Origin of the sequence: Pseudonocardia sp. Ae150A_Ps1, from assembly GCF_001932315.1 — a bacterium.
GTDB lineage: Bacteria > Actinomycetota > Actinomycetes > Mycobacteriales > Pseudonocardiaceae > Pseudonocardia.
Genome location: NZ_MCIJ01000001.1, coordinates 4,278,805 through 4,301,946, shown reverse-complemented (window position 1 = coordinate 4,301,946; position 23,142 = coordinate 4,278,805). Strand labels below are relative to the sequence as shown.

Genomic DNA, 23,142 nt, shown 5'->3' with positions numbered 1-23,142 from the left:
CTCCCTCAGATCAAGTGTGCGCGCTTCCACAGCGCCTCGGTCGGCCCGCCGACGACCTTCTGCTCCCGCAGGAACGGGACCAGCTTGCGCGCCGACCAGCGCAGCATCTCGTGGTGGTGCGGGTTGGCCATGGCCGCCTTCCGGCCGGCCGCCGGGTCGATCCCGACACTGCGGTACACGTCGGGGTGGATCAGGTTGCGCGCCACGACGTAGGCGATCCGTGCCGTGAGGTACCGCGCCCAGGCACGCTCGGCGTAGTTGGTCCTCGGCATGATCCGCTGCAGCTCCTCGCGGGCGTAGCGGACGTGCCGGGCCTCCTCCGTCACGTGGATCTTGTTGATCATGCGGGAGAGCGGCTGGACGCGCTCGTCGCGCATCCCCTCGCGCTGCATCTGGTCGAGGATCTCCTCGACGTAGAGGGTCCCGGCGAACATGGCGGGCCCGGTACCGATCGTCTTCATCAGACGGCCCTGCTCGTGGGTGAGCCGCCGGGGTGCGTAGTCCGGCACGCCGTAGCGCTCGGTCGCCTTCGCGAACATCATCGAGTGCCGGCACTCGTCGGCGATCTCGACCAGGGCGTACTGGATGTGCGCGCGGCGGGGGTCGCGGTCGTAGGCGTAGCGCAGCAGCATCTGCATGAGGATCATCTCGAACCACAGCCCGATCCGGGCGACGCTGCAGAACTCGTGGATCGACAGGGTGATCCGCTGCTCCTCGGTCAGCCCGTCCCAGAGCGGGGTCCCGTAGAGCGACACGCGCTCCGGGACGATCCCGTACTTGCCCTCCACGAGCGGGGCGTCCCAGTCGATGTCGATCGACGGCTCGTAGGACTTGTCGACGGAGCTGCGCAGCAGCCGTCGCGCGGTGTCCTCCCGGTCGGCCGGGTTCACCTTGCTCCCCGTGCGACCATTCCGGCCGAGGACGTGTGCTGTTCCGGACACCGCAGCCTCCTTGCTGTTACCGCCGGTAACGGTTACCAGTGGTAACGTGCCCCACGTGGAGAGGGATGTCAAGCCGGACGCACGCGTCCGACGCCGGGAGGAACGCCGGGCCGAGATGGTCGACGCGGCCGTCGGAGCCATCCGCGAGCACGGACCCGGGGTCTCGGTCGCGCAGATCGCCGCCGCGGCGGGGATCACCAAACCCGTCCTGTACCGGCACTTCGCCGACCGGGCCGACCTGCAGCGCGCCGTGGGCGAGCACGCGGCGGAGATGCTCATGGAGCGCATCTCCCCCGTCCTCGCCATCGACGCGGAGCCGATCGAGCACGTCGCCGCGGTGATCGACGCCTTCCTCGGCATGATCGAGGACGAGCCGCACCTGTACCGGTTCGTGGTGTCCAACCCCGCCGAGCCGACGGCCGGCGCCGAGGTCGCCGAGGACGTCCGCGGCCGGATCGGCGCGGTCCTCACCACGCTGTTCGGGGAGCGGTTGCGCGCCGAGGGCCGCGACTCGGGCGGCGCCGAGGTCTGGGCCCACGGCCTGATCGGCATGGTCCAGTCGGCGGGCGACTGGTGGCTCGACCGGCGCACGATGAGCCGGGAGGCGCTCACCAACTACCTGTCCGCGATCATCTGGGGCGGGATCGCCGGGGTCTCCGGGATCGACTCGCCGACGGCGAACGCCGACATCCTGCGGCTCGTCCCGGACCCGCACACCCCGACCGGCACCGACACCGGGAGCACCCCGTGAGCGACGACGACGAGGGCTACCGCGGGCCGGCCGAGCTGGTCGTCGACGGGGAGACGCTGGCCGTCGAGGTCCTGCTCGACGCGCGGCACGAACCGTTCGACGGCCGCATGCACTGGTCGGGCCGGGTGCTCGCGCACCCACGGCTGACCGAGCTACTGGGCACCGGCGGCGGCCGGGCCGAGGTGCGGACGCCAGGGCACTCCGCGGTCGGCGCGCTCTCCGAGCCGGACCCCTGGGACCGGTTCCGGATCACCGGGACCGGCCCGCCGCCGTTCCCCCTGGACGATCCACCCCCGCCCGCGAGCGACTGAGCGGGACCCCGCCACACACGCCGACGGGCCCGATCCCTCGCGGAACCGGGCCCGTCGACCACGCCCCGGAGGACGTGTCACACGTCGTCAGCCGCCGAGGCCGAACCCGACCTTGCGCTCCTCCGACGGGCCGATCTCCACGTACGAGATCCGCGCGACCGGAACGACGAACCGGTTGCCCTGGTCGTCGGTGAGGTCCAGCAGGCCGTCGTCGGACTTCATCGCCCCGCTCACCAGCTGGGCGACCTCGTCCGGGGTGCGGTCGCTGGACACCACGAGCTCCCGCGGCGTCTCCGCGATGCCGATCTTGACCTTCACCGGTAGGACCTCCCGATCCGTCACCTCGTGCTCTTGCGGACGCCAGGCTAGTCGAAACCGCTCAGGACAGCCCGAGCCTGCTCATCCGCTTCCCGTGCGCCGACTGCACGGTCTTGATCAGGCCGGCGACGCCGCCCTTCTCGCCGGAGCCCAGGACGATGAACTCGGCCAGCTCGTCGCGCTCGGCGACCACCCGCTGGGCGTGCGTGACGGCCTCGCCGAGCAGCCGCCTGCCCCACAGCGCCAGCCGGTCGCGCTGGTGCGGATTCGCCTCGCAGGCCGCCTGCACCTCCCGCTCGGCGAAGGCCGAGTGCCCGGTGTCGGCGAGCACCCGCCGGACGAGCTCACCCGTGGCGGGGTCCACCCAGCCCGCGACCTCGCGGTAGAAGTCGGCACCCAGGCCGTCCCCGAGATAGGCCTTGACCAGCGACTCCAGCCAGCTCCGCGGCGCGGTCGACGCGTGGTAGCTGTCGATCAGCGCGACGAACGGCGCCATCGCGTCCGCGACACCGATCCGGACCCCGCCGAGGTGCTCCTCGATCAGCCGGAAGTGGCCGATCTCCGCGGCGGCCATCGTGGAGAGCTGGGCCCGGCCGGCGAGGGTCGGTGCCGCCCGCGCGTCCTCGGCCAGCCGGTCGAACGCGGAGAGCTCGCCGTAGGCCAGGACGCCGAGCAGCTCGACGGTCGCCGCGGCCGGCCCGTCGGCATCGGAGGTCATGGCGCCACCCTAACCGGACGAGCCGGACCGTCCGGGCCACGTCACGGACGGTGGCGCGAGGCATCTCACGACCCGCCACGGGCCCGGCGTGTCGTGCGCGACGGAACGGCCGGGTACCATGCGGGGAGCGCGTCTCCGGTATGCGGCGGACGTGCCCACCGCGCGGGATCCGGGTAACGGGGCGGGCGGGCCGCGGGACACGGCTGACCGCCAGCTGCTGCGGCCGGCCACATCTCACCGGGACCCGCACCCGAACTGGTGCGCGCAGCGCCTCGGCGGCTCTCCCGCCCGGTCCCACACGGACCCGGTGCCGGTCGACGAGCCACGCCACGGCTCCTGTGCGCGGAGAGAGGCGATCACCCTGTCCGTTTCCGCAGACAGCCCCGACACCACCCCCGACGGCGACACGGCCGACCCCGGCTTCCTCGCCACCGGCATCACCGCCACCGAGGCGCCCGAGGGCGTCACCAACCCCGGCGGCGAGAAGCTCCCCCCGACCTTCGCCGAGCTCGGCGTCCGCCCCGAGATCGTCTCCGCCCTCGCGGAGAACGACATCGTCCGGACCTTCGCGATCCAGGAGCTGACCCTCCCGCTCGCGCTGGACGGCGAGGACGTCATCGGCCAGGCCCGCACCGGCACCGGCAAGACGCTCGGTTTCGGCGTCCCGATGCTCCAGCGGATCACCCCGCCCGGTGAGCAGCCGGCCGCCACCGCCGAGGGCGAGGCCGCCGACCGCACCAAGGACGTGCCGCAGGCGCTCGTCGTCGTCCCGACCCGCGAGCTGTGCGTGCAGGTCGCCCGGGACATCGCCGCGGCGGGCAAGAACCTCGGCGTCCGCGTCGTCGCGATCTACGGCGGCCGCGCCTACGAGCCGCAGCTCGAGGCCCTCCGCAAGGGCGTCGACGTCATCGTCGGCACCCCGGGCCGGCTGCTCGACCTCGCCGAGCAGCGCCACCTGGTGCTCGGCCGGGTCAAGGCGCTGGTCCTCGACGAGGCCGACGAGATGCTGGACCTCGGGTTCCTGCCCGACGTCGAGCGGATCCTGCGCATGCTCCCCGAGCAGCGCCACACCATGCTGTTCTCGGCCACCATGCCGGGCCCGATCGTGCAGCTGTCCCGGGCGTTCCTCACCCGGCCGACGCACATCCGCGCGGAGGAGGCCGACCAGGGCTCCATCCCCGAGCGCACCAAGCAGCTCGTCTACCGCGCGCACGCGATGGACAAGGTCGAGCTGGTCACCCGGGTGTTGCAGGCCAAGGACCGCGGCCTGTCGATGATCTTCACCCGGACCAAGCGGACCGCCCAGCGGGTCGCCGACGACCTCGCCGAGCGCGGGTTCGCCGCGGCCGCGGTGCACGGTGACCTCGGCCAGGGCGCCCGCGAGCAGGCGCTGCGCGCGTTCCGGGCGGAGAAGGTCGACGTCCTGGTCGCGACGGACGTCGCCGCGCGCGGCATCGACGTCACCGGCGTCACCCACGTCGTCAACTACCAGTGCCCGGAGGACTCGAAGACCTACGTGCACCGGATCGGCCGCACCGGCCGCGCCGGGCGCGAGGGCGTCGCCGTCACCCTGGTCGACTGGGACGAGATCCCCCGCTGGAAGCTCATCTCGGAGGACCTGAACCTGGGGATGCCGGAGCCGGTCGAGACCTACTCGACCTCCGACCACCTGTTCACCGACCTAGACATCCCGACCGACTCGACCGGGCGGCTCCCGCTGTCCGCGCGCACCCGGGCCGGGCTCGACGCCGAGTACATCGACGCCGAGGGCGACCACGGGTCGAAGAAGCAGCGTGGCGGGCGTCCGGCACGCGACGGCGCCGGCGACGACGGCGGACGCCGTCCGCGCAAGCGCCGTGCCCGGACCCGGACCCGCGGCGGGGTGGCGGTCGACGCCTCCTCCGAGCAGGGCCAGGGCGAGGGGGCCGCCCCGCAGAACGGGCCCGGCTCCGACGGTGGGGCGGAGGCCGGCGGCGACGGCAAGCCGCGCCGTCGTCGTCACCGTGGCGGCGCCCGGCGCCGCTCGGACTCCGGCGACGGATCCACCGGCGACTCCGACGCCGCCGCCAGCTGACGGTCCCCCGCACGCGTGCTGCGCCCGCGGGACCCGCGACCCGGACGTCTGCCCTGGTCGCGGACACCGGCCGAACGACGCCACCGCGGCGACCTCCTGGTCGCCGCGGTGCTCGTCCTGCTGCTCGGCGGCGGAGCCGTGCTCTACGGCGTGCAGAGTCCCGCCGCGAACACCGAGTCCGTCCCGGCCACGGCCGCGCCGGCGCCACCCCCGCCCGCGGGGGCGGTGCCCGCGTCCTTCACCGAGCTGTGGCGGGCCGCCAGCCCGGGGACACCGGTCCCGCTCGTCGCCGGTGACGGCGTCGTCGTGGCCGAGGGGTCCCGGATCTCCGGCCGCGACGCCACCACCGGACAGGAACGGTGGAGCTACACCCGCGACCTGCCGCTGTGCACCACCGGCCTGGCCGACGGCCGGGTGCTGGCGCTCTACCGCAACGACGAGTACTGCTCCGAGCTCAGCACCCTCGGTCCGGACACCGGCCTGCGCGGGCCGACCCGCACCCTCGACACCCGCCCCGGTACCCGCCTGATCGGCCAGGACCCGGTGCTCGCCACCGGGCAGGACTACGCCGAGACGTTCCGCTCCGACCTCGTCCGGACCGCCGAGTACGGCACGGTCCGCGCGCAGGAGGAGCCCGGCGACCAGCCACGGGCCGGCTGCACGTACCTCTCCTTCGCGGCGGCCCGCGACCGGGCCGGCGTGCTCGAACGCTGCCCCGGCCAGGCCACCGAACGACTGTCGGTGATCCGGCCCAGCGGGACCGACGGCGACCGGCCCGTCTTCGACTCGTCGGCCGAGATCGGGACCGACGGTGCGCAGCTGGTCGCGGTCTCCCCCGAGCGGTCCGCGGTGCTGCTGCCGGGCGTCCCGCGGCTGGCGCTCTACGACCGCGGCGGCCGCAAGACCGGCGAGTTCCCGGTCGCCACCGGCCCCCGGATCACCGCACCCGCCGACGGCGTGGCCCGCACCTCCTCCGACGACGCGCGGCGCTACTGGTGGACCGGCAGTGCCACCGTCGCGCTCGACACCGGCACCCTGCAGCCGCTCTGGTCGGTGCCCGGCACGCTCGGCCCCGGTACCCGCTACGGCGACCGGCTGCTCGTCCCGGTCCCCGGCGGCCTCGCCGACGTCGATCCCGGCACCGGCTCGGCCGGGCGCACGGTGCCCGTCGACCGCGCGGGCTGGACCGGCCCCGTGCAGGTCACGGCGCAGGGCGGGCTGCTCGCCGAGCTGCGCGGCGACCAGGTCGTCCTCCTGGGTCCGTCCGCCTCCTTGCCTTAGTGTCCGAGACACTAGTACCTTCGACACTATGACGCAGCGGTCCGGGCTGGCTCTCGCCGTCCTCTCCCTGCTCACCGAGGAGCCGATGCACCCGTACCGGATGCAGCAGCTCATCCGGGAGCGGGGCAAGGACGACGTGGTCAACGTCGGGCAGCGGTCACAGCTCTACAAGACGATCGACCGTCTCGCGCGCGACGGCCTGATCACCGAGCACGCGACCGAGCGGGAGACCGCCCGCCCGGAACGCACCCTCTACACGGTCACCGACGCCGGTCGCGAGACCGCGGCGGACTGGACCCGGGAGATGCTGGCCGCGCCCCGGCCGGAGTTCCCCGAGTTCGTCGTCGGGCTCGCGCACCTCGCCCAGCTCCGCCCGGCCGACGCGGCCCGCGCACTGGACACCCGTCTCGACGGGCTGCGCCGGCGCCTCGCGGCCTCGCGGGCGAGCCACGAGGCGGTCGAAGGGTTCCTCCCCCGCGTCGTCGTCGTGGAGCTGGAGTACGCCATCGCGATGCTGGAGGCGGAGACGGCCTGGGTCGCCGCTCTCGTCGACGACGTGCGCGGCGGACGCCTGACCTGGGACCGCGAGGAGCTGCGCCGGTTCGCGCAGCGCCTCGGACAGTCCGGCGACGCCTGAGGTCCCCGACCACCACGGCCCACCACGGCCCGTCGCACCCGCGACCGGCCGCGACCACACCTGTCCTCGTCCGGAGGTCCGTCATGTCCTTCCGAGTCATCGTCGCCGGAGCCGGTACCGGCGGCCTCTGCCTGGCGCAGGGTCTGCGCCGGGCCGGCATCGACGTCGTCGTGCTGGAGCGCGACGACGGTCCGCGGGCCGCCGGGCTGCGCGGCTACCGGGTCGGGATCTCCCCGAACGGGGCCCGCGGGCTGCGTGCCTGCCTCGCCCCGGAGCTGTACGCGGTGTTCGAGGCGAGCACCGGCGAGCCCTACGCACGGCTGCTGATGTGCACCGAGCGGTACCGCCGGCTCCTGGCGGTCCCGTTCGCCGAGATGCCCGGCGGCGGGAGCGACGAGCACAACGTCAGCCGGGCCACGTTGCGCCAGGTGCTGCTCACCGGCATCACCGACGCGGTGGCCTGGGGCAGGCCGGTCACCGGCTACGAGCTGCGTCCCGACGGGCGGGTCACCGTGCACGCCGGCGGCGGCGAGCCGGTCACCGGCGACCTGCTGGTCGGGGCGGACGGGGCCGGTTCGCCCGTCCGGCGGCGGTTCCTCCCCGGCGCCGGGCACACGTCCACCGGGCTGGTCGCGATCGGCGGGAAGGCCCCGCTCGACGCGGCCGCCACCGCCCTGCTCCCGGACGGCGACGTCCCCGGGATGGCGCCGATGTTCGACCGCCACGGCGGGATGGGCATCAGCCACGTGATGCGGATGCGGTGGGACGACGACCACGTCCCCCGGCCCGGGATCGCTCCGGCGCACGCCGCGGCGCTGAACGGGTGGGAGGGCCTGGCCGGCGACCCGACGACCGACTTCGTGTCGTGGGGCGTGACCGTCCCGCACACCCGGTTCCCCGGCGGGATGCCCTCCTCCACGGACGGCTTTGCTCTGCTCACCCATGCGCGCCGGGTCACCGACGACTGGGATCCGCGCTGGCACGAGCTGCTGAAACGTTCGGACCCGGCGTCGGCGATCACGATCGACATCCGTACCTCGGACCCGCTGCCGGAGTGGGAGCCCGGACCCGTCACGCTGCTCGGCGACGCCGCGCACACCATGACCCCGGGCCGCGGCGCCGGGGCCAACACCGCGCTGCGCGACGCCCGCGAGCTGTGCGAGCGCCTCGTCCGGGTCCGTGACGGCGAGCTGGGGCTCCGCGAGGCCGTCGGCGGGTACGAGACGCTGATGCGGCGCTACTCGGCGCTCGCCGTCCGGGAGTCGCTGGAGTTCATGAATGACGGGGCCGCCTCGCGCGGGCCGGTCGCGCGGGCCCTCGGGACGGTCGGCACGCGGGCCGGGATGCGGCTGGTCGACCGGGTCCCGGTGCTACGCAGGCGGATGATCCGCGACATGCAGCGGGTGCGGGACTCCGAGCTCGTCTGAGCGCCCGTCCGGCCGGGCTACAGGAACCAGCCGGCACCCAGCACGAGCGCCGCGAGCCCGACGACGCCGAGCGCGACGAGGGACCCGGTCCGGTCCCGGCGCCGGTCCGCGACGACCTGCCCGACGACGGCGGCGACGGCCGCGCCGGCGTGCCCGGCCAGCGCGCCGGAGCCCGGGCCGGGCACACCGTTGCTCCCGGCGACCCACTCCACGATGCCGAGACCGACGGCCAGCACGACGAGGCCACCGGCGAGCACGCCGGAAACCCCGCGCAGGACCCGTCCGGCGGCGGTGGTCGTCCGTCCGGCGGCGCGGGGGGGGGTGCGCCGACGGTCGTCGCGGTCGCCGCCCGGTGCCCGCGACGCGGGATGGCCGTCGTCGCCACGGCGGCGCGCACGGTCGCCCCCGGCCGGTCCGGCCGGCCCGCGCCGCGATCCGCCGTCACCGGCCCGGCCCGGCGCCTGGTCCGTGTCCCGGCGCCGGCCTCCCGGGCCGGCCGGCCCACGACGGGCGCCGTCGCCGGCGAACGCATCGGGACCTCCGGCACCGGGCCCGGCCGGGGCGCGCCGCACCGGTGGGCGGTGCCCCTGGGGGACACCGGAGGGCCGGGTCGGCGGCTCCGGCGGCCCGGAGCCGCCGTGCCGGGCGCCGCCGGGGACCGGTCCGTCACCCGGGGCCGGCCGGTGCCGGGGTGGGGCGGGCGGTGCGGGACGACCGCCCCGGTCCGGCGGCCGGTGGCCGGGAAACCGGTCGCCGGGACCGCGCGGTCCGGGCCGGTCGGGGTGGCGCGGGTCGGTGCTCACGGGACGAGGAGGTCCCACGGGCGGGGCTCGGGTGCCGCGGCGCGACCCTCGGGGCAGTGCCGTCGCACCGGGCAGGTGCCGCACTGCACACCGGTACGCACCGGGAACAGCTCCGCCGGGTCGCCGCCCCCGGCGAGCGCGCCGGTCGCCGCGGCGGCGGCGCCCGCGGTCTCCTCCACGGCCCGGACGTGGCCGTCGAGGGACGCGTCGTCGTGCTCCCAGGCCGCGACGGTGCCGGTGGGGACGTGGTGCAGCTCCACCCGCCGGCAGCGGCGGCGGAACACCTGGGCGGTGGCGACGGCGTACAACGCGAGCTGGCGGGAGTCCCGGGCGTCGTCGTCGGTGGGGACCCGGCGCCCGGTCTTGAAGTCGACGACGACCGCGCCCTCGCCGCCGTCGTCGACGCGGTCGATCCGGCCCTCGACGAGCAGCCCGCCCGCGGCCGCGCTCACCCACCGCTCGACGGCGAGCGGCTCGGTCGCGCCGACCGGGCCCTCCGCGGCCGTGGCCAGCCATTCCTCGGCGCGACGCCGGTACCGGGCGGCCTGCTCGCGGTCGGCGAACCCCTCGTCGGACCAGTGTCGCCGGACCAGTCCGGCGGCCTCGGCCGGGGTCCGCCGGTGCGGGGGCAGCGCGGCCAGCGACCGCAGCGCCAGGTGCACGACGGCGCCGAGCGTGGTGTGCGCGAAGGCGCCGCCGCGGGCCGGGGCAGGGCGGTCGACGTGCAGCATCCGGTACCGCCGCGGGCAGGCGTCCCACGCGTCGAGCCGGGCGGGGGTCACCCGGTGCAGTGCCTGGGCGCCGAAGTCGGGATCCAGCAGGTCGAGGCCGAGCTGACCGTCCGGGCACCCGGTGGTGGCAGGGGTGGTCCGGGCCATCCGTCCACGGTACAGCGACCCCGGTCACCCCCCGCGGGTCGCCCGGACGGATCAGCCGTACACGACCGGCACGCCGGAGGCGCGGGCGACGACGGCGTCGTAGACCTCGGCCGCGGTGGTCTCCTCGGCGAGCGGGGTGGTCTTGTTGGTGCCGTGGTAGTCGCTGGACCCGGTGGCCAGCAGGCCGTGCTCGGCGGCGAGGCCCCGCAGCAGCTCCCGGTCGGCGGGCAGGTGGTTCGGATGGTCCACCTCGACGCCGCCGAGCCCGTACCCGACCAGGTCGACCAGCACCGACGGCTCGATCACGGTGCCGCGCCTGCGAGCCAGCGGGTGCGCGAACACGGCGATCCCGCCGGCCGCGACGATCATCTCGACGGCCGTCTCGACCGCGGTGTCGGCCCGCGGCACGTAGTAGGGGCTGTCGTTGTGCAGAAGTTCGGCGAACGCCTCGTCGACCGAACCGACCACGCCGGCGGCGACGAGTGCCCGGGCCAGGTGCGGCCGTCCGGCGCTGCCGCCCTCGGGCAGGTGGGCGAAGACGGTGTCGACGTCGACCGGGTACCCGTCGGCCGCCATCCGGCCGATCATGGTGTGCAGCCGCTGCACCCGTTCCTCCCGCAGCCGGTCCTGCTCGGCGACGATCGCGTCGTGCCGCGGGTCGAACAGGTAGCCGAGCAGGTGCACCGAGCAGCGCGGTTCGCCCATGCGGCTGGTGGGGCTGAGGCAGGAGAACTCGGCACCGCGTACCAGGGACAGACCGGCCGGCAGGGCGGCGACCGCGTCGTCCCAGCCGTGGGTCGTGTCGTGGTCGGTGATCGCGACGACGTCGAGCCCGGCCGCGCCGGCCGCGCGGACCAGCTCGGCCGGGGTGTCGGTGCCGTCGGAGGCGGTGGAGTGGGCGTGCAGATCGATCACGGGCACGGGCCGACCCTAGCGCCGCGCCGGTGCACGCGGCCCGTCCCTCCGGACGGGCGTCTCAGCGCCGCCAGCGCGGCTTGGCGAGCATGCCCGTCGCGCGGGTCTTGCCCTTCTCGCCGAACACCAGCTCGGAGAGCGCCTCGTAGATCTCCTCGGGCCGGGGCATGTAGTCGATCTTGTTGAGGGCCTGGATCTGACCTGCCGACTCGACCACCATCGTCCCGTAGCCGAGCAGACGACCGGACAGCGACCGGCGGAAGGTCAGGTCCGTGACCTTGCCGAGCGGCATCATGCCGACGTTGTGGACGATGATCCCCTGGGCGATCATCACGCGTTTGTCGGTGATCACGATGCGCTCGATCCACCAGAGGATCGTGAGCGCCGTGAACCGCAGTACGGCGACCAGCACCAGGTAGAACGCCAGGTTGTCGATCAGGATGTCGACCGACGTACCGAGCTGTCTGCCGTCGGTGAACTGCTCGATCGCGACGACGATCAGGATGAACAGGCCCGTCTGCAGGATGTGCCGGGCCATGACGGCCCAGTGCTGGCGCACACGGATGACGCGCCGCTCCGTGGGGAGCAGGTACTCGTCGATCTCCCGGGGCGCGAGCACGGGATCAGATCAACGACGTGACGAAGGTCGAGACCGACTGGGCGGCGTCGTAGAGGATGTTGCCGACGTTCTGCACCGATCCCGCCGCCGCTTGCGGCGCGGTCACGACCAGGAAGATACCCAGCGCCACAGCGGCGAAGATCAGAATCTTGCGCACGTTACTCGTCACCCGTTCCGGCCCGTTGGGAACAACCTCGTCATTGGTACCCGAGCCCCGCGGACCCGGGGTACCGGCACCCGAGCAGCGTACCGTCGTTACGGATGACCGACAGTAGCCGACACGTCGCCTGCGTGGGTGGAATCGTCTTTGACCCGGACGGCCGATTGCTGCTGGTACGCAGGGCGAACGAGCCGGGTCGTGGCCGGTGGTCGGTCCCGGGCGGCCGGGTCGAGCCCGGTGAGGACGACCACACCGCCGTCGTCCGGGAGCTGGCCGAGGAGACCGGCCTGACGGTACGTCCCGGCAGGCTCGTCGGTGTGGTGCACCGCGGGCCCTACCGGATCGCGGACTACGTGTGCGCCCTCACCTCGGGATCCGCGACGGAACCGCGGCCCGGGGACGACGCCGACGACGCCCGGTTCGTGGACCGCGCCGCCTACGCCGCGCTGCCCGTCGTCGACGGCCTCACCGAGGCCCTGACGGGCTGGGGCTGCCTCCCGCGGAGCTGATAGCGACCCGCCCACCCGCACCTGGCCCCACGACGGGTGGCGCTCCGGCCGCCGGAGCCCCGGCCGCGGGGCGGGACCCGGCTCGGGGACTGCACCGGGGGATCCGGGCGGCGCCCCGGGGTGGCGTGTGGGGGACACACGTCGGCCCCGCGACCGGGATCCGGTGCGGGGCCGAGGCGCGCGTCTCAGACCTGGGGGGTCGGACGGCCGGGCTGCTCCCCGCCGCGGGTCTCCCCGTACTTCTCCTTCGGCACCATCACCTTGCGCCGGAAGGTGCAGACGACGGTGCCGTCCTGCTTGTAGCCGCGGGTCTCGACGTACACGACGCCGCGGTCGTCCTTGGACTTCGACTCGGTCTTGTCCAGGACCTCGGTCTCGCCGTAGATCGTGTCCCCGTGGAAGGTCGGCTTCGTGTGCTTGAGCGACTCGACCTCGAGGTTCGCGATCGCCTTGCCCGACACGTCGGGAACCGACATGCCGAGCAGCAGCGAGTAGATGTAGTTGCCGACCACGACGTTCTTGCCGAAGTCCGTGGTCTCCCCTGCGTAGTGCGCATCCATGTGCAGCGGGTGGTGGTTCATCGTGAGGAGGCAGAAGAGGTGGTCGTCGTACTCGGTGACCGTCTTACCGGGCCAGTGCTTGTAGACGGCACCGACCTCGAACTCCTCGTAGTAGCGCCCGAACTGCACCGTTCACGCTCCCATCACGCCGACGACTCGTTGCGCGGGTAATCTATCCGGTGGCCCGCGAGCGACACGGCGGTCCGGCTCACACGTGCCCGGTCGGGGATCTCACATCTCCGACACGTTCCGGTGCGTGTGCGCGATGACAGGGACGGACCCGTCGGATCCAGGGAGGTGAGAGCGGTGTCGTCAGAGTCCCGGACACCGGCGAGCAGTACGTGCCGCCTCCCGCTCCCCTCTGCCCGGAGCACGCTCCCGGGCTGAGCCCCGGCGGGAGGCGAGTCGTGAGCCAGGCGGCCGCCGGTGCGGCCGCACGACCTCGGTCCCCGCCCGGAGGTTCCTCCCGTGATGCCCTCGCTCTCCCAGCTCCGCCCCGCCATCCGGTCCGCCGGCCGCAGCCGTCGCGCCGAGCGGGCCGCCGCCCGCGCCGCCGCGAACAGCCCGGCCGACCGGCTGCGCGTCCCGCTGTCGGCCTACGTCGTCGACTGCGCCGTCTACGTCGACGGGGAACGCCTGCCGGGCCGCTGGACCCACGACGAGGCCATCGCCGAGGTCCGCGAGCGCGGTGACGGCTTCGTCTGGATCGGCCTGCACGAGCCGGACGCCGAGCAGATCTCCGGTGTCGCCGAGACCTACGGGCTGCACGAGCTCGCCGTCGAGGACGCGGTGCACGCGCACAACCGGCCCAAGCTCGAGCGCTACGACGACACACTGTTCATGGTGCTCAAGACGGTCCGCTACGTCGGCCACGCCGACCCGACGACGGCGAACGAGATCGTCGAGACCGGCGAGGTCATGACGTTCCTCGGCCGGGACTTCGTCGTCACGGTCCGGCACGGCAGGCACACCGGCCTCCGCGAGGTGCGCCGCCGTCTCGAGGAGGACCCTGATCAGCTGCGGCTGGGGCCCGCCGCGGTGCTGCACGGGATCGCCGACCACGTGGTCGACTCCTACATCGAGGTCGTCCGGCAGATCGAGGGCGATCTGGACGCCGTCGAGGCCGAGGTGTTCTCGCCCCGCTCGACGATGAACCCCGAGCAGATCTACGTGATGAAGCGCGAGATCCTCGACCTGCGCCGCAGCGTGATGCCGCTGGTCTGGCCGATGCGCAAGCTGTCGGGCTACAGCGCGCTGGTGCCGCACGAGGTGCGGTCCTACTTCCGCGACGTCGACGACCACCTCGGCGGCGTCGCCGAGCAGGTCGCCGGGTTCAACGAACTGCTGACCACGCTGGTCGACGCGGTGCTGGCGAAGATCAGCATGCGGCAGAACAACGACATGCGGAAGATCACCGCCTACGCCGGTCTCATCTCGGTCCCGACCATGATCGCCGGGGTCTACGGGATGAACTTCGACTACATGCCCGAGCTGCACTGGAACTTCGGGTACCCGCTGGTGCTGCTGGTCATCGCGACCATCTGGACGCTGCTGTACCGGAACTTCCGCCGCAACGGCTGGCTGTAGCGGACCGTCCGGGGCCGCAGGGTCCCGCGGTCGGCGGACGTCCGTCAGCGGACCGTCCGGGTGCCGGTGGGCGGGGTCGGCAGTTCGTCGTCGGGGCCGTCGGACCTGGTGTCGCCGGACCCGGTGTCGGCGTCGCCGGGACCGGATGTGCCGTCGGCGCGGCCGGTCGGATCGTCGTCAGCGGGGGCAGCACGGTCCGCGGAGCCGGTGCCGGAGCCGGAGCCAGTGCCAGTGCCAGTGCCAGTGCCAGTGCCGGAGGGATCGCGGTCGTCCGGGCGGGCCGCCGCATCCGCCTCGTCCGGGCCGTCCTGCTGGGAGCCCGTGCCGTCCCCGGCCGGCTCCGCAGGCGCGGGTGTCCCGCGCCAGCGTCCGGCCAGGGACGCGCCGCGCCCGCGGGGCCGGTCCGGCGCGTCGTCGTCCGGGTCGCGGGGGCCGGCCCCGGAGGGACCGTCCGGGCGAGGGGCGGGGTCCGCCCCGTCCTCGGCGGCGTCCCCCTCGCCCCCGGTGTCCTCGACGACCTCGTCCGGCAGCTCGTCGGCGTAGCCCGGGTCCTCCGGACCGCCCTCGTCGACCGGGCCGTCGTCCTGCGGGGTGTCCCGGCCGGGAGCGCCGACCGGCCGCCAGCCGGCCGCGGCCAGTGCCGACGACCGGGCCTTCCGCTCCCCCACGACGTCCGGTTCCTCGGGGCGCCGCCCGAGGAAGGTGTGCACGAGGTGCTGCTGCACCCCGCCCATCGTCTGGACGCGGACGTCACCGAACCCGGCCCGCTCCATCCGCAGCTTCATCTGCTCCGGCCCGCCGGCGGAGGCGACCCGCTTCAGCCGGTAGCGCAGCAGGTCGGAGACGCCCCAGCGGGCGGCCGCGAGGGGCAGCAGGTAGCCCCAGCCCGCCGTCGCCCAGCGGGCCCGGCCGCGGGTGCCGCCGACGGCGTAGTCGTGCACGGCGAGCGGGGCGCCCGGCGCGAGCAGCGACAGCAGCCTGCGGAGGCCGTGCTCGGCGTCGGGCAGGTTGGAGACCAGGTAGGAGGCGAGGATGCCGTCGAACGGGCCCTCGATCCCGGCCTCGGCGAGCGTCTCCAGCTTGGCGTGCACGAACGACACCCGCGGGGACCAGTTCTTCCGGCGCGCGACGGCGAGCATCTCGGTGGACGCGTCGACCGCGACGACCTCGGCGCCCTTCACCGTGGTCAGCAACGCCTCGGTCGAGACGCCGGTCCCGCACCCGATGTCGAGCAGGCGCAGGCCGTACCCCTCGCCCAGACCCATCCGCGACGCCGAGACCCTCAGGTGCGTGCGGTAGCCGGGGATCATCCCGACGAACGCGTCGTACCCGGCCGCGCCGCGCCCGTAGGCCCGGTGCACGGTGGAAGGGCGGATCTCGTCGCTCTGCCACGCCTCGCCGTTCACGGAGCCGATCCTGCCCGCCGCGCCGCGTGACGGGAACCTCGACGCGCCCGGGGACACACCCCGCACGCGATCGTGCCGCCCGTCCGGACGTCCCCGGCTGCGCCGCACCACCCGTGCGGCGCAGCCGGGGCGCTCAGCAGCAGCGGCCCTGCGGGTTGCGCTCCTGGTGGTCGGTCCGGGCCCGCCAGTACTCCCGCTCGGTCATCGGCGGGTGGTCGTGCCCGGCCCGGCGGTGGTGGTCGAGGTAGCGGTCGTAGAGGTCCGCCCCGATCACCCCCCGCCACCAGCGGTGCAGGCCGCGCAGCCGGTCGAGCACCGGGCTCAGTGCCCCGACCGGGCCGGCGTGCCGACGGTCTCCGCCCACTGCTTCTCCAGCTCCTTCTCCGCCGGGGTCGCGATCATCCCGGCCGGTGCGTAGATCCGGGCCGGGACGGCCGGGTCCTCGTTGTCCGGGCGCCCGCCTGCCTGCACCGACTTCCAGGTCGCCAGCACGGCGGTCACGATCACGACGATCGCCAGCGAGACGAACAGGATCGACAGCGTCCCCTGGATGAAGGTGTTGCGGACGACGGCCGCCATCGCCTCCGGGGTGCCCGCGGTGCCGAAGCTCGTCTCGCCGGACGCGATCGCGTCCCGGAACGCGAGGTGCTGCGCCCAGTACCCGATCTTCGGGTTCGACGAGAAGATCTTGTACATCGACGCCGTGACCGTGATGACGGCCGCGAACGCCAACGGTACGGCGATGATCCACAGGTAGCGGGCCCGCCTGCCCCGGGCGGCCAGCGCCAGGCAGACCGCGAGCGCGATCGCCGCCAGCAGCTGGTTGGCGATGCCGAACAGCGGGAACAGCGTGTTGATCCCGCCGAGCGGGTCGGTGACACCCATGACCAGGATCGCACCCCAGCCACCGACCATCAGCGCGGTGCAGATCCATGCCCCGGCCCGCCACGAGGTGTCCTTGAACTTCGGGACGACGGTGCCGATCGCGTCCTGCAGCATGAAGCGCGCCACCCGGGTGCCCGCGTCGACCGCGGTCAGGATGAACAGCGCCTCGAACATGATCGCGAAGTGGTACCAGAAGCTCATCATGGCGGGACCGCCGATGAACTGCTGCATGATGTTCGCGAGACCGACCGCCAGCGTCGGCGCACCGCCGGTCCGGGAGACGATCGACTCCTCCCCCACCAGCGCCGCGGTCGTCGCGAGCTGGTCCGGGGTGACGTTGACGTTCATCAGCCCGAGCGAGTTGACGAACGCGGCCGCGCCCTCGACGGTGCCCTCGGTCAGGTTGGCGGGCACGTTCATCGCGAAGTAGAGCCCGCGGTCGATGGACAGGGCCGCGACCAGCGCCATGATGGCGACGAACGACTCCATGAGCATGCCGCCGTAGCCGATGAACCGGGTCTGCCGCTCCTTCTCCACCAGCTTCGGCGTGGTGCCCGAGGAGATCAGCGCGTGGAACCCGGACAGGGCGCCGCAGGCGATGGTCACGAACAGGAACGGGAACAGCGAGCCGGAGACGACCGGGCCGTCGTCGCGTCCGGCGAACTCGCTGAACGCGGGCGCGTTCAGCTCCGGCCGCACGACGATGATCGCGACGGCGAGCAGCACAATCGTGCCGATCTTCATGAACGTCGACAGGTAGTCGCGCGGGGCGAGTAGCAGCCACACCGGGAGCACCGCGGCGATGAACCCGTAGACGATGATGCCCCAGGCGATCGTCACCGGCTCCAGGGTGAAGACGGACGCGCCCCACTCGGTCTCCGCGACCCAGCCGCCCGCGATGATCGCGACCATCAGCAGGACGAAGCCGATCCAGGAGACCTCGGAGACCTTCCCGGGCCGCAGGAACCGCAGGTAGACGCCCATGAACAGCGCGATCGGGATGGTCATCGCGACCGAGAAGACGCCCCAGGGGCTCTCGCCGAGCGCGTTCACCACGACCAGCGCCAGCACCGCGACCAGGATGATCATGATCGCGAGCGTCGCGACGAGCGCGGCGGCGCCGCCGACCCGGCCGAGCTCCTCGCGGGCCATCTGCCCCAGCGAGCGGCCGCCCCGGCGCATCGAGAAGAACAGGACCAGGTAGTCCTGCACCGCCCCGGCGAGGATGACCCCGACGATGATCCAGATCGTGCCGGGCAGGTATCCCATCTGCGCCGCGAGCACCGGGCCGACCAGCGGGCCCGCACCGGCGATGGCGGCGAAGTGGTGGCCGTAGAGGACGCGGCGGTCGGTCGGGAGGAAGTCCTGCCCGTTCTCCTTGTACTCCGCGGGTGTCGCTCGTCGGTCGTCCGGCTTGAGGAGCTTGTCCTCGATGTAGGTGGAGTAGAAGCGGTAGGCGATCAGGTAGGTCGCCACCGCGGCGAACACGAACCAGATGGCGTTGACCGTCTCGCCACGGACCAGGGCCACCATCACCCAGCCCAGGCCGCCCAGCAGCGCGATCGTCGCCCAGATCGCGATCTTGAACGGGGTCCACTTCCGCCGCTCCGCGAGCAGCACGTCCTCGCCGACCGCGGCCGGGGGCAGGTCGTGCCCCGCCGCGCCCGCTCGTGACACCTGTGTCATCGAGTGTCCCTTTCCGGTATGTCCGACGCGCGCACTTTAGGGAGCTTCGCCGGGAAAGGGAACGGGTGCGGGGCCCCGACGCACGAGACCGCCGCCACCCTGCCGGGTGACGGCGGCCGGGACGGGTCCGGACGGGGTCAGAAACCCCCGCCGGGACCGCCCATCGCGAGCTTGGCGAGCATCTCCCGGGCCTGCTCGGCGTTGCGGGGCTCGCAGAGGACGTCGTAGCGGCCGGCGACCATCTGGCTGGACGACTGGAAGTCCCGGCGGCCCTTGCTGGCGCCGTAGCCGGCGGCGGCGAAGGCCATGCCGAACACGGCACCGGAGACCAGGCCGACCACGATCGGGAGGAAACTCCCGTCCGGGGAGAACAGGCTGAGCAGCAGACCGACGAACAGACCGAACCAGGCACCGGACGCCGCGCCCGAAGCGAGCACCCGGCCCCAGGTCAGGCGGCCGATGACCCGCTCCACCAACATCAGGTCGACGCCGACGATCGTGACGTCCCGGACCGGGAAGTCGGAGTCGGCGAGGTGGTCGACGGCGCGCTGCGCCTCCTCGTAGGTGGCGTAGGAGCCGACCGGCCACCCGGTCGGCGGGGTGGGCAGCTGCGGCAGGCCCGGTGCCGGGCGTGCCTGGCCGCCGAAGGGGTTGGTCATGGTGCACTCCTTCTCGACGCTCGCAACCCCCTCAACGTACGAGGACTGCTCGATGTGCCCGGGAGGATAACGACGTCCGGTACGTCACCGATCGGGTCGCCGCCCCCGGCGGATCCGGGGCCCCGTCGTGACGACGCGGAGCGGGTGCGTTCCGCGGAACGCACCCGGGCACACGACGACCGACGACACCGGCGAGGCCGCATTGCCCGACGCACTGACGATCACCGGCTCGCGCGGGGTCCGGTCGTAACCGGACGCACGACCGGTGGCCCTGTTCGAGGAGTTCGTGGCGCCGTTCGCCCGGGCCGGGACGACCGTCCACGTCGGCGGCGCGGTCGGCATCGACACCGCGGCGCTCGACTGGCTCGCGCAGTGCACGGACGCCGGAATCGTCGTCGTCGTGCCGTGCACGGTCGCCGACCAGCCGGACGTCGCGGCCGCGGCCGTCCGCCGGTGGCAGGACGCGCACCGGCTGGCCGCCGTGGTCGAGCTCGGTGCCGCGCGGCTCGGATCGGACGCCTATCACGCCCGGAACCGGTGGATGGTGGACCGCAGCCGGCTCGTCGTCGGCTTCCCGCTGGGCGACGAGCCGACCGCTGGGACCCGGTACACGCTCGACTACGCCGCAGCTCTCGGCGTCCCGCGGCTGGTCGTACCGGTGTGAGCGGCGGAGCGGGGCGCCGGCGTCCGGCCGGTCGTGCCGGCCGGACGCCTCAGCCCACGGGCAGGCCGCTCAGCGCAGCTTGTAGTCGCGCAGCAGACCCCGGGAGATGATCGTCTTCTGGATCTCCGAGGTGCCCTCGCCGATGAGCAGGAACGGGGCCTCACGCATGAGGCGCTCGATCTCGTACTCCTTGGAGTACCCGTAGCCGCCGTGGATGCGGAACGACTCCTCGGTGACCTCCTTGCAGTACTCCGAGGCGAGCATCTTGGCCATGCCGGCCTCGACGTCGTTGCGCTCGCCGCGGTCCTTCAGGCGCGCGGCGTTGACCATCATCAGGTGCGCGGCCTCGACCTTGGTCGCCATCTCGGCGAGCTTGAAGCTGATCGCCTGGTGCTGGGCGATCGGCTTGCCGAAGGTGGAGCGCTGCTGGGCGTACTCGACGCCGAGCTCGAAGGCCCGGATCGCGATGCCGCAGGCACGGGCGGCGACGTTGACCCGGCCGACCTCGACGCCGTCCATCATGTGCGAGAAGCCCTTGCCGCGCTCCCCGCCGAGGATCTGGTCGCCGGACACCCGGTGGCCCTTGAACACCATCTCGGTAGTGTCCACGCCCTTGTAGCCCATCTTGTCGATCTTGCCGGGGATGACGAGGCCGGGAGCGACCTCGCCGTAGCCGGTCGGCTTCTCGACCAGGAACGTCGTGAGGTTCTGGTGGGCCTTCTCCGCGCCCTCGTCGGTCTTGACCAGCACCGCGGTCAGGTTCGACGTGCCACCGTTGGTCAGCCACATCTTGGCGCCGTCGATGACATAGTCACCACTGCCGTCGCTCGACTCGACCGCCTTGGTCTTGATGGCCGCGACGTCCGAGCCGAGGTCGGGCTCGGACATCGAGAAGGAGCCGCGGGTCTCGCCCGTGGCCATCTTCGGCAGGTAGCGCTCCTTCTGCGCCTGCGTGCCGTGCTGGCGCAGCATGTAGGCCACGATGAAGTGGGTGTTGATCACACCGGAGACGCTCATCCAGCCGCGCGCGATCTCCTCGACGACGAGCGCGTAGGTCAGCAGCGACTCGCCGAGACCGCCGTACTCCTCCGGGATCATGAGGCCGAACAGCCCCATCTCCTTCATCCCGTCGACGATGTCCTGCGGGTAGGCGTCCTCGTGCTCCAGCGCCGTGGCGTGCGGGATGATCTCCTCGTCCACGAAGCTGCGGACGGTGGAGAGGATCTCCTCCTGGATGTCGGTGAGACCGGCGGTCCGTGCGAGCCGGGCCATGGGTGTTCCTCCTGAACGTCTCTGGTCAGTACCGGGCGGGACTCACGCCTCCGGCGGCGTCCACTTCTCGGTGCGGGTCATGCCCGCGGCGCGGCCCTTGCCGGAGATGACCAGCGCCATCTTCCGGCTGGCCTCGTCGATCATCTCGTCGCCGATCATCGCGGCGCCCTTCTTCCCGCCCGCCTCGGACGTGAAGTACTCGTAGGCGTCGAGGATGTTCTCGGCGTGGTCGTAGTCGCTCTGCGCCGGCGAGAAGGTCTCGTTCGCCGCGTCAATCTGACCGGGGTGCAGCACCCACTTGCCGTCGAATCCGAGCGCGGCCGAGCGGCCGGCGACGCGCGTGAAGCCGTCGACGTCCTTGATCTGCAGGAAGGGGCCGTCGATGGCCTGCTTGTCGTGCGCGCGCGCCGCCATCAGGATCGACATGAGGATGTGGTGGTAGGCGTCGCCCACGTCGTAGCCGGGCGGCTGCTCACCGACGACCAGCGACTTCATGTTGATCGAGGCCATGAAGTCCGCCGGGCCGAAGATGATCGTCTCGACCCGCGGCGACGCGGTGGCGATCGCGTTGACGTTGGTCAGGCCCAGCGCGTTCTCGATCTGCGCCTCGATGCCGATCTTCCCGACCTCGTAGCCCAGGGTCTTCTCGATCTGGGTCAGCAGCAGGTCCAGCGCGACGACCTGCTCCGGGGTCTGCACCTTCGGCAGCATGATCGCGTCGAGGTTCGCCCCGGCGCCCTCGACCACCTCGGTCACGTCGCGGTAGGTCCACTCGGTCGTCCAGTCGTTGACCCGGACCACGCGGAGCTTCTCACCCCAGCCGCCCTCGTTGAGGGCCTCCACGATCGTCTTCCTCGCCCCGGGCTTGGCCAGCGGGGCGCACGCGTCCTCGAGGTCCAGGAACACCTGGTCGGAGTTCAGGCCGCGCGCCTTGTCGATGAACTTCTGGCTCGAACCGGGCACGGCCAGGCAGGACCGGCGCGGGCGGAGGGTAGTGCTCACAGGCGGGCTCCTCGTCGAGATCGTCCTCGTCCGCGCCACGGTGCTCGGCGCGGACCTCGCGTCGGACTGTGACTCTGGCACGAGCGCCCGCCGTCCGCCCCGTCCAGGTGATTGGTTTCTCACCCGCCGGTGGTCAGGGTGGGGTTACTCGCCGGTCACCCCTGCTCGGGAGGTGGGGTCAGGGATCCGCCGGCCACCGCGACGACGGTGCCCCCGACCCAGGTCCCGGCGACCCGGCCGCCCTCGGTGCGGACCCCCGCGTACAGCGTCGACGGCCGGCCCATCTCGACGCCCTGGGTAACGACGAAGGGATGGTCGCCGTCGTCCCCCACCAGCCCGCGGTCGGCGAGGAACACCCCGAGCGCGACGGCGGCGGACCCGGTGGCCGGGTCCTCGGGGACGCCGATGCCGTTGCCGAACATCCGGGCGTGCACCCGCTCGGCGGTGGCGTCGACCGCGGCGACGAGCAGCCCGGTCGCGCTGCCGGTCGCGTCGGCGAGCGCGGCGGGGTCGGGCCGGCAACGGGCGACGGCGTCCGGCTGCACCAACAGGATCGCGAACTCGACCCCCGCACCGGCGACGCCGGGGACGGGGCCCCGTCGACGTCGTCGAGGCCGAGGCCTACCGCGGCGGCGAGCCGGACGGCGTTCAGCTCCTCCCCGACGAACGGCTCCCCGCCCTCGACGCGGGCGCCCGTCCCGTCGACCCGGACCGGGAGCAGGCCCGCGCCGCACTCCTGGATCCGCTCGCCGTGCCCGATGACGCCGTCGCGGGCCAGCACCCAGGCGGTGCCGACGCTGGGGTGACCGGCGAAGGGCAGCTCCCGGCCCCGGGGTGAAGATCCGGACCCGGCAGTCGGCGCTCCCGTCGCCGTCCCCGGTCGGGGCAGCGGGAACGTAGTCTCGGAGAGGTTGAACTCGGTCGCGATCGCCTGCATCCGCGCCGTCGAGAGGGCCTCGGCGCCGTGCACGACGGCGAGCGGGTTCCCCGCGTAGGCGCGGTCGGTGAAGACGTCGACGACGTCGTAGCGGAGGGTCTCGGCGCTGCGCTCGCTCACGTGGCCGCAGCCTAATCGTCCG

The 23,142-nt window shown here is 73.3% G+C and carries 25 protein-coding genes and 1 pseudogene; 9 read left to right on the top strand and 17 right to left on the bottom strand.

Annotation, left to right across the window (positions count from 1 at the left end; genetic code table 11):
• Positions 1–5 precede the first annotated feature (5 nt).
• The gene (locus Ae150APs1_RS20250; RefSeq protein ID WP_139316997.1) at positions 6–941 is read right to left on the bottom strand and encodes a diiron oxygenase; all 936 of its coding nucleotides are present in this window, start codon (positions 939–941) and stop codon (positions 6–8) included.
• Between the two features lie 55 nt (positions 942–996).
• On the opposite strand from Ae150APs1_RS20250, the gene Ae150APs1_RS20245 reads away from it, so the two are divergent.
• Positions 997–1,692, top strand: coding sequence for a TetR family transcriptional regulator (locus Ae150APs1_RS20245; RefSeq protein ID WP_010232413.1), 696 nt, complete (start codon positions 997–999; stop codon positions 1,690–1,692).
• The gene (locus Ae150APs1_RS20240) at positions 1,689–2,003 is read left to right on the top strand and encodes a DUF4873 domain-containing protein (protein ID WP_010232414.1); all 315 of its coding nucleotides are present in this window, start codon (positions 1,689–1,691) and stop codon (positions 2,001–2,003) included. The genes Ae150APs1_RS20245 and Ae150APs1_RS20240 overlap by 4 nt, the downstream gene beginning before the upstream one ends.
• Before the next feature lie 87 nt (positions 2,004–2,090).
• Here the strand turns inward: Ae150APs1_RS20240 and Ae150APs1_RS20235 are convergent, their stop codons facing one another.
• Complete coding sequence (locus Ae150APs1_RS20235) at positions 2,091–2,321, bottom strand: DUF3107 domain-containing protein (RefSeq protein WP_010232415.1); 231 nt, start codon at positions 2,319–2,321, stop codon at positions 2,091–2,093.
• Between the two features lie 61 nt (positions 2,322–2,382).
• The gene (locus Ae150APs1_RS20230; protein WP_075299622.1) at positions 2,383–3,039 is read right to left on the bottom strand and encodes a ferritin-like fold-containing protein; all 657 of its coding nucleotides are present in this window, start codon (positions 3,037–3,039) and stop codon (positions 2,383–2,385) included.
• Positions 3,040–3,475: 436 nt separating this feature from the next.
• On the opposite strand from Ae150APs1_RS20230, the gene Ae150APs1_RS20225 reads away from it, so the two are divergent.
• From Ae150APs1_RS20225 to Ae150APs1_RS20210, 4 genes are all read left to right on the top strand, one after another.
• Positions 3,476–5,113: a DEAD/DEAH box helicase gene (locus tag Ae150APs1_RS20225; protein WP_249266578.1), complete on the top strand. Its 1,638-nt coding sequence runs from the start codon at positions 3,476–3,478 to the stop codon at positions 5,111–5,113.
• A gap of 15 nt (positions 5,114–5,128) precedes the next feature.
• Entirely contained in the window at positions 5,129–6,394 is a 1,266-nt protein-coding gene (locus Ae150APs1_RS20220) for a PQQ-binding-like beta-propeller repeat protein (RefSeq protein WP_060573886.1), read from the top strand.
• Between the two features lie 28 nt (positions 6,395–6,422).
• Positions 6,423–7,031: a PadR family transcriptional regulator gene (locus Ae150APs1_RS20215; protein WP_075299620.1), complete on the top strand. Its 609-nt coding sequence runs from the start codon at positions 6,423–6,425 to the stop codon at positions 7,029–7,031.
• Positions 7,032–7,114: 83 nt separating this feature from the next.
• The gene (locus Ae150APs1_RS20210; protein WP_075299618.1) at positions 7,115–8,458 is read left to right on the top strand and encodes an NAD(P)/FAD-dependent oxidoreductase; all 1,344 of its coding nucleotides are present in this window, start codon (positions 7,115–7,117) and stop codon (positions 8,456–8,458) included.
• 17 nt (positions 8,459–8,475) lie between these two features.
• Here the strand turns inward: Ae150APs1_RS20210 and Ae150APs1_RS31370 are convergent, their stop codons facing one another.
• The 5 genes from Ae150APs1_RS31370 to Ae150APs1_RS32190 all read right to left on the bottom strand — a co-directional run bounded on the left by Ae150APs1_RS31370 (position 8,476) and on the right by Ae150APs1_RS32190 (position 11,830).
• Positions 8,476–8,715, bottom strand: coding sequence for a hypothetical protein (locus tag Ae150APs1_RS31370; RefSeq protein ID WP_139316996.1), 240 nt, complete (start codon positions 8,713–8,715; stop codon positions 8,476–8,478).
• A 542-nt stretch (positions 8,716–9,257) separates the two neighbouring features.
• A complete protein-coding gene (locus Ae150APs1_RS20200; RefSeq protein WP_075299614.1) occupies positions 9,258–10,139 on the bottom strand; it encodes a PD-(D/E)XK nuclease family protein in 882 nt (293 codons plus the stop codon).
• A gap of 51 nt (positions 10,140–10,190) precedes the next feature.
• Complete coding sequence (locus Ae150APs1_RS20195) at positions 10,191–11,060, bottom strand: PHP domain-containing protein (RefSeq protein ID WP_075299612.1); 870 nt, start codon at positions 11,058–11,060, stop codon at positions 10,191–10,193.
• Positions 11,061–11,115: 55 nt separating this feature from the next.
• The gene (locus Ae150APs1_RS20190) at positions 11,116–11,673 is read right to left on the bottom strand and encodes a PH domain-containing protein (RefSeq protein ID WP_010229718.1); all 558 of its coding nucleotides are present in this window, start codon (positions 11,671–11,673) and stop codon (positions 11,116–11,118) included.
• Between the two features lie 4 nt (positions 11,674–11,677).
• Complete coding sequence (locus Ae150APs1_RS32190; protein ID WP_010229720.1) at positions 11,678–11,830, bottom strand: hypothetical protein; 153 nt, start codon at positions 11,828–11,830, stop codon at positions 11,678–11,680.
• A 104-nt stretch (positions 11,831–11,934) separates the two neighbouring features.
• Here Ae150APs1_RS32190 and Ae150APs1_RS20185 point away from each other — a divergent pair, with 104 nt between their 5' ends.
• A complete protein-coding gene (locus Ae150APs1_RS20185) occupies positions 11,935–12,342 on the top strand; it encodes an NUDIX domain-containing protein (RefSeq protein ID WP_075299610.1) in 408 nt (135 codons plus the stop codon).
• 185 nt (positions 12,343–12,527) lie between these two features.
• On the opposite strand, the gene Ae150APs1_RS20180 is transcribed toward Ae150APs1_RS20185, so the two are convergent.
• Complete coding sequence (locus Ae150APs1_RS20180; protein ID WP_010229726.1) at positions 12,528–13,031, bottom strand: MaoC family dehydratase; 504 nt, start codon at positions 13,029–13,031, stop codon at positions 12,528–12,530.
• A gap of 342 nt (positions 13,032–13,373) precedes the next feature.
• Between Ae150APs1_RS20180 and corA the strand changes: the two genes are divergently transcribed.
• A complete protein-coding gene (gene corA, locus Ae150APs1_RS20175; RefSeq protein ID WP_075302324.1) occupies positions 13,374–14,489 on the top strand; it encodes a magnesium/cobalt transporter CorA in 1,116 nt (371 codons plus the stop codon).
• A 44-nt stretch (positions 14,490–14,533) separates the two neighbouring features.
• Here the strand turns inward: corA and Ae150APs1_RS20170 are convergent, their stop codons facing one another.
• From Ae150APs1_RS20170 to Ae150APs1_RS20155, 4 genes are all read right to left on the bottom strand, one after another.
• Complete coding sequence (locus Ae150APs1_RS20170) at positions 14,534–15,895, bottom strand: methyltransferase domain-containing protein (protein WP_075299608.1); 1,362 nt, start codon at positions 15,893–15,895, stop codon at positions 14,534–14,536.
• Positions 15,896–16,028: 133 nt separating this feature from the next.
• The gene (locus Ae150APs1_RS20165) at positions 16,029–16,259 is read right to left on the bottom strand and encodes a YbdD/YjiX family protein (protein ID WP_010229733.1); all 231 of its coding nucleotides are present in this window, start codon (positions 16,257–16,259) and stop codon (positions 16,029–16,031) included.
• On the bottom strand, positions 16,217–18,466 hold the full coding sequence (locus Ae150APs1_RS20160) for a carbon starvation CstA family protein (protein ID WP_075299606.1): 2,250 nt from the start codon (positions 18,464–18,466) through the stop codon (positions 16,217–16,219). Before Ae150APs1_RS20160 ends, Ae150APs1_RS20165 begins: the two co-directional genes overlap by 43 nt.
• Before the next feature lie 137 nt (positions 18,467–18,603).
• Complete coding sequence (locus Ae150APs1_RS20155) at positions 18,604–19,125, bottom strand: general stress protein (RefSeq protein ID WP_010229739.1); 522 nt, start codon at positions 19,123–19,125, stop codon at positions 18,604–18,606.
• Between the two features lie 265 nt (positions 19,126–19,390).
• Here Ae150APs1_RS20155 and Ae150APs1_RS20150 point away from each other — a divergent pair, with 265 nt between their 5' ends.
• Positions 19,391–19,789 carry a hypothetical protein gene (locus Ae150APs1_RS20150; protein ID WP_075299604.1) on the top strand — a complete coding sequence of 133 codons (399 nt, stop codon included), beginning with the start codon at positions 19,391–19,393 and terminating at the stop codon, positions 19,787–19,789.
• Between the two features lie 69 nt (positions 19,790–19,858).
• On the opposite strand, the gene Ae150APs1_RS20145 is transcribed toward Ae150APs1_RS20150, so the two are convergent.
• From Ae150APs1_RS20145 to Ae150APs1_RS33780, 4 genes and pseudogenes are all read right to left on the bottom strand, one after another.
• Positions 19,859–21,061, bottom strand: coding sequence for an acyl-CoA dehydrogenase family protein (locus tag Ae150APs1_RS20145; RefSeq protein WP_075299602.1), 1,203 nt, complete (start codon positions 21,059–21,061; stop codon positions 19,859–19,861).
• A gap of 42 nt (positions 21,062–21,103) precedes the next feature.
• Positions 21,104–22,063 (bottom strand): CoA ester lyase, encoded by a 960-nt coding sequence (locus tag Ae150APs1_RS20140; protein WP_010229749.1) that lies wholly within the window; start codon positions 22,061–22,063, stop codon positions 21,104–21,106.
• A gap of 155 nt (positions 22,064–22,218) precedes the next feature.
• Positions 22,219–22,608 carry a PhzF family phenazine biosynthesis protein gene (locus Ae150APs1_RS33785; RefSeq protein ID WP_249266403.1) on the bottom strand — a complete coding sequence of 130 codons (390 nt, stop codon included), beginning with the start codon at positions 22,606–22,608 and terminating at the stop codon, positions 22,219–22,221.
• Between the two features lie 209 nt (positions 22,609–22,817).
• Positions 22,818–23,033: pseudogene (locus tag Ae150APs1_RS33780) on the bottom strand (PhzF family phenazine biosynthesis protein); the annotation flags it as partial.
• Positions 23,034–23,142: the final 109 nt, after the last annotated feature.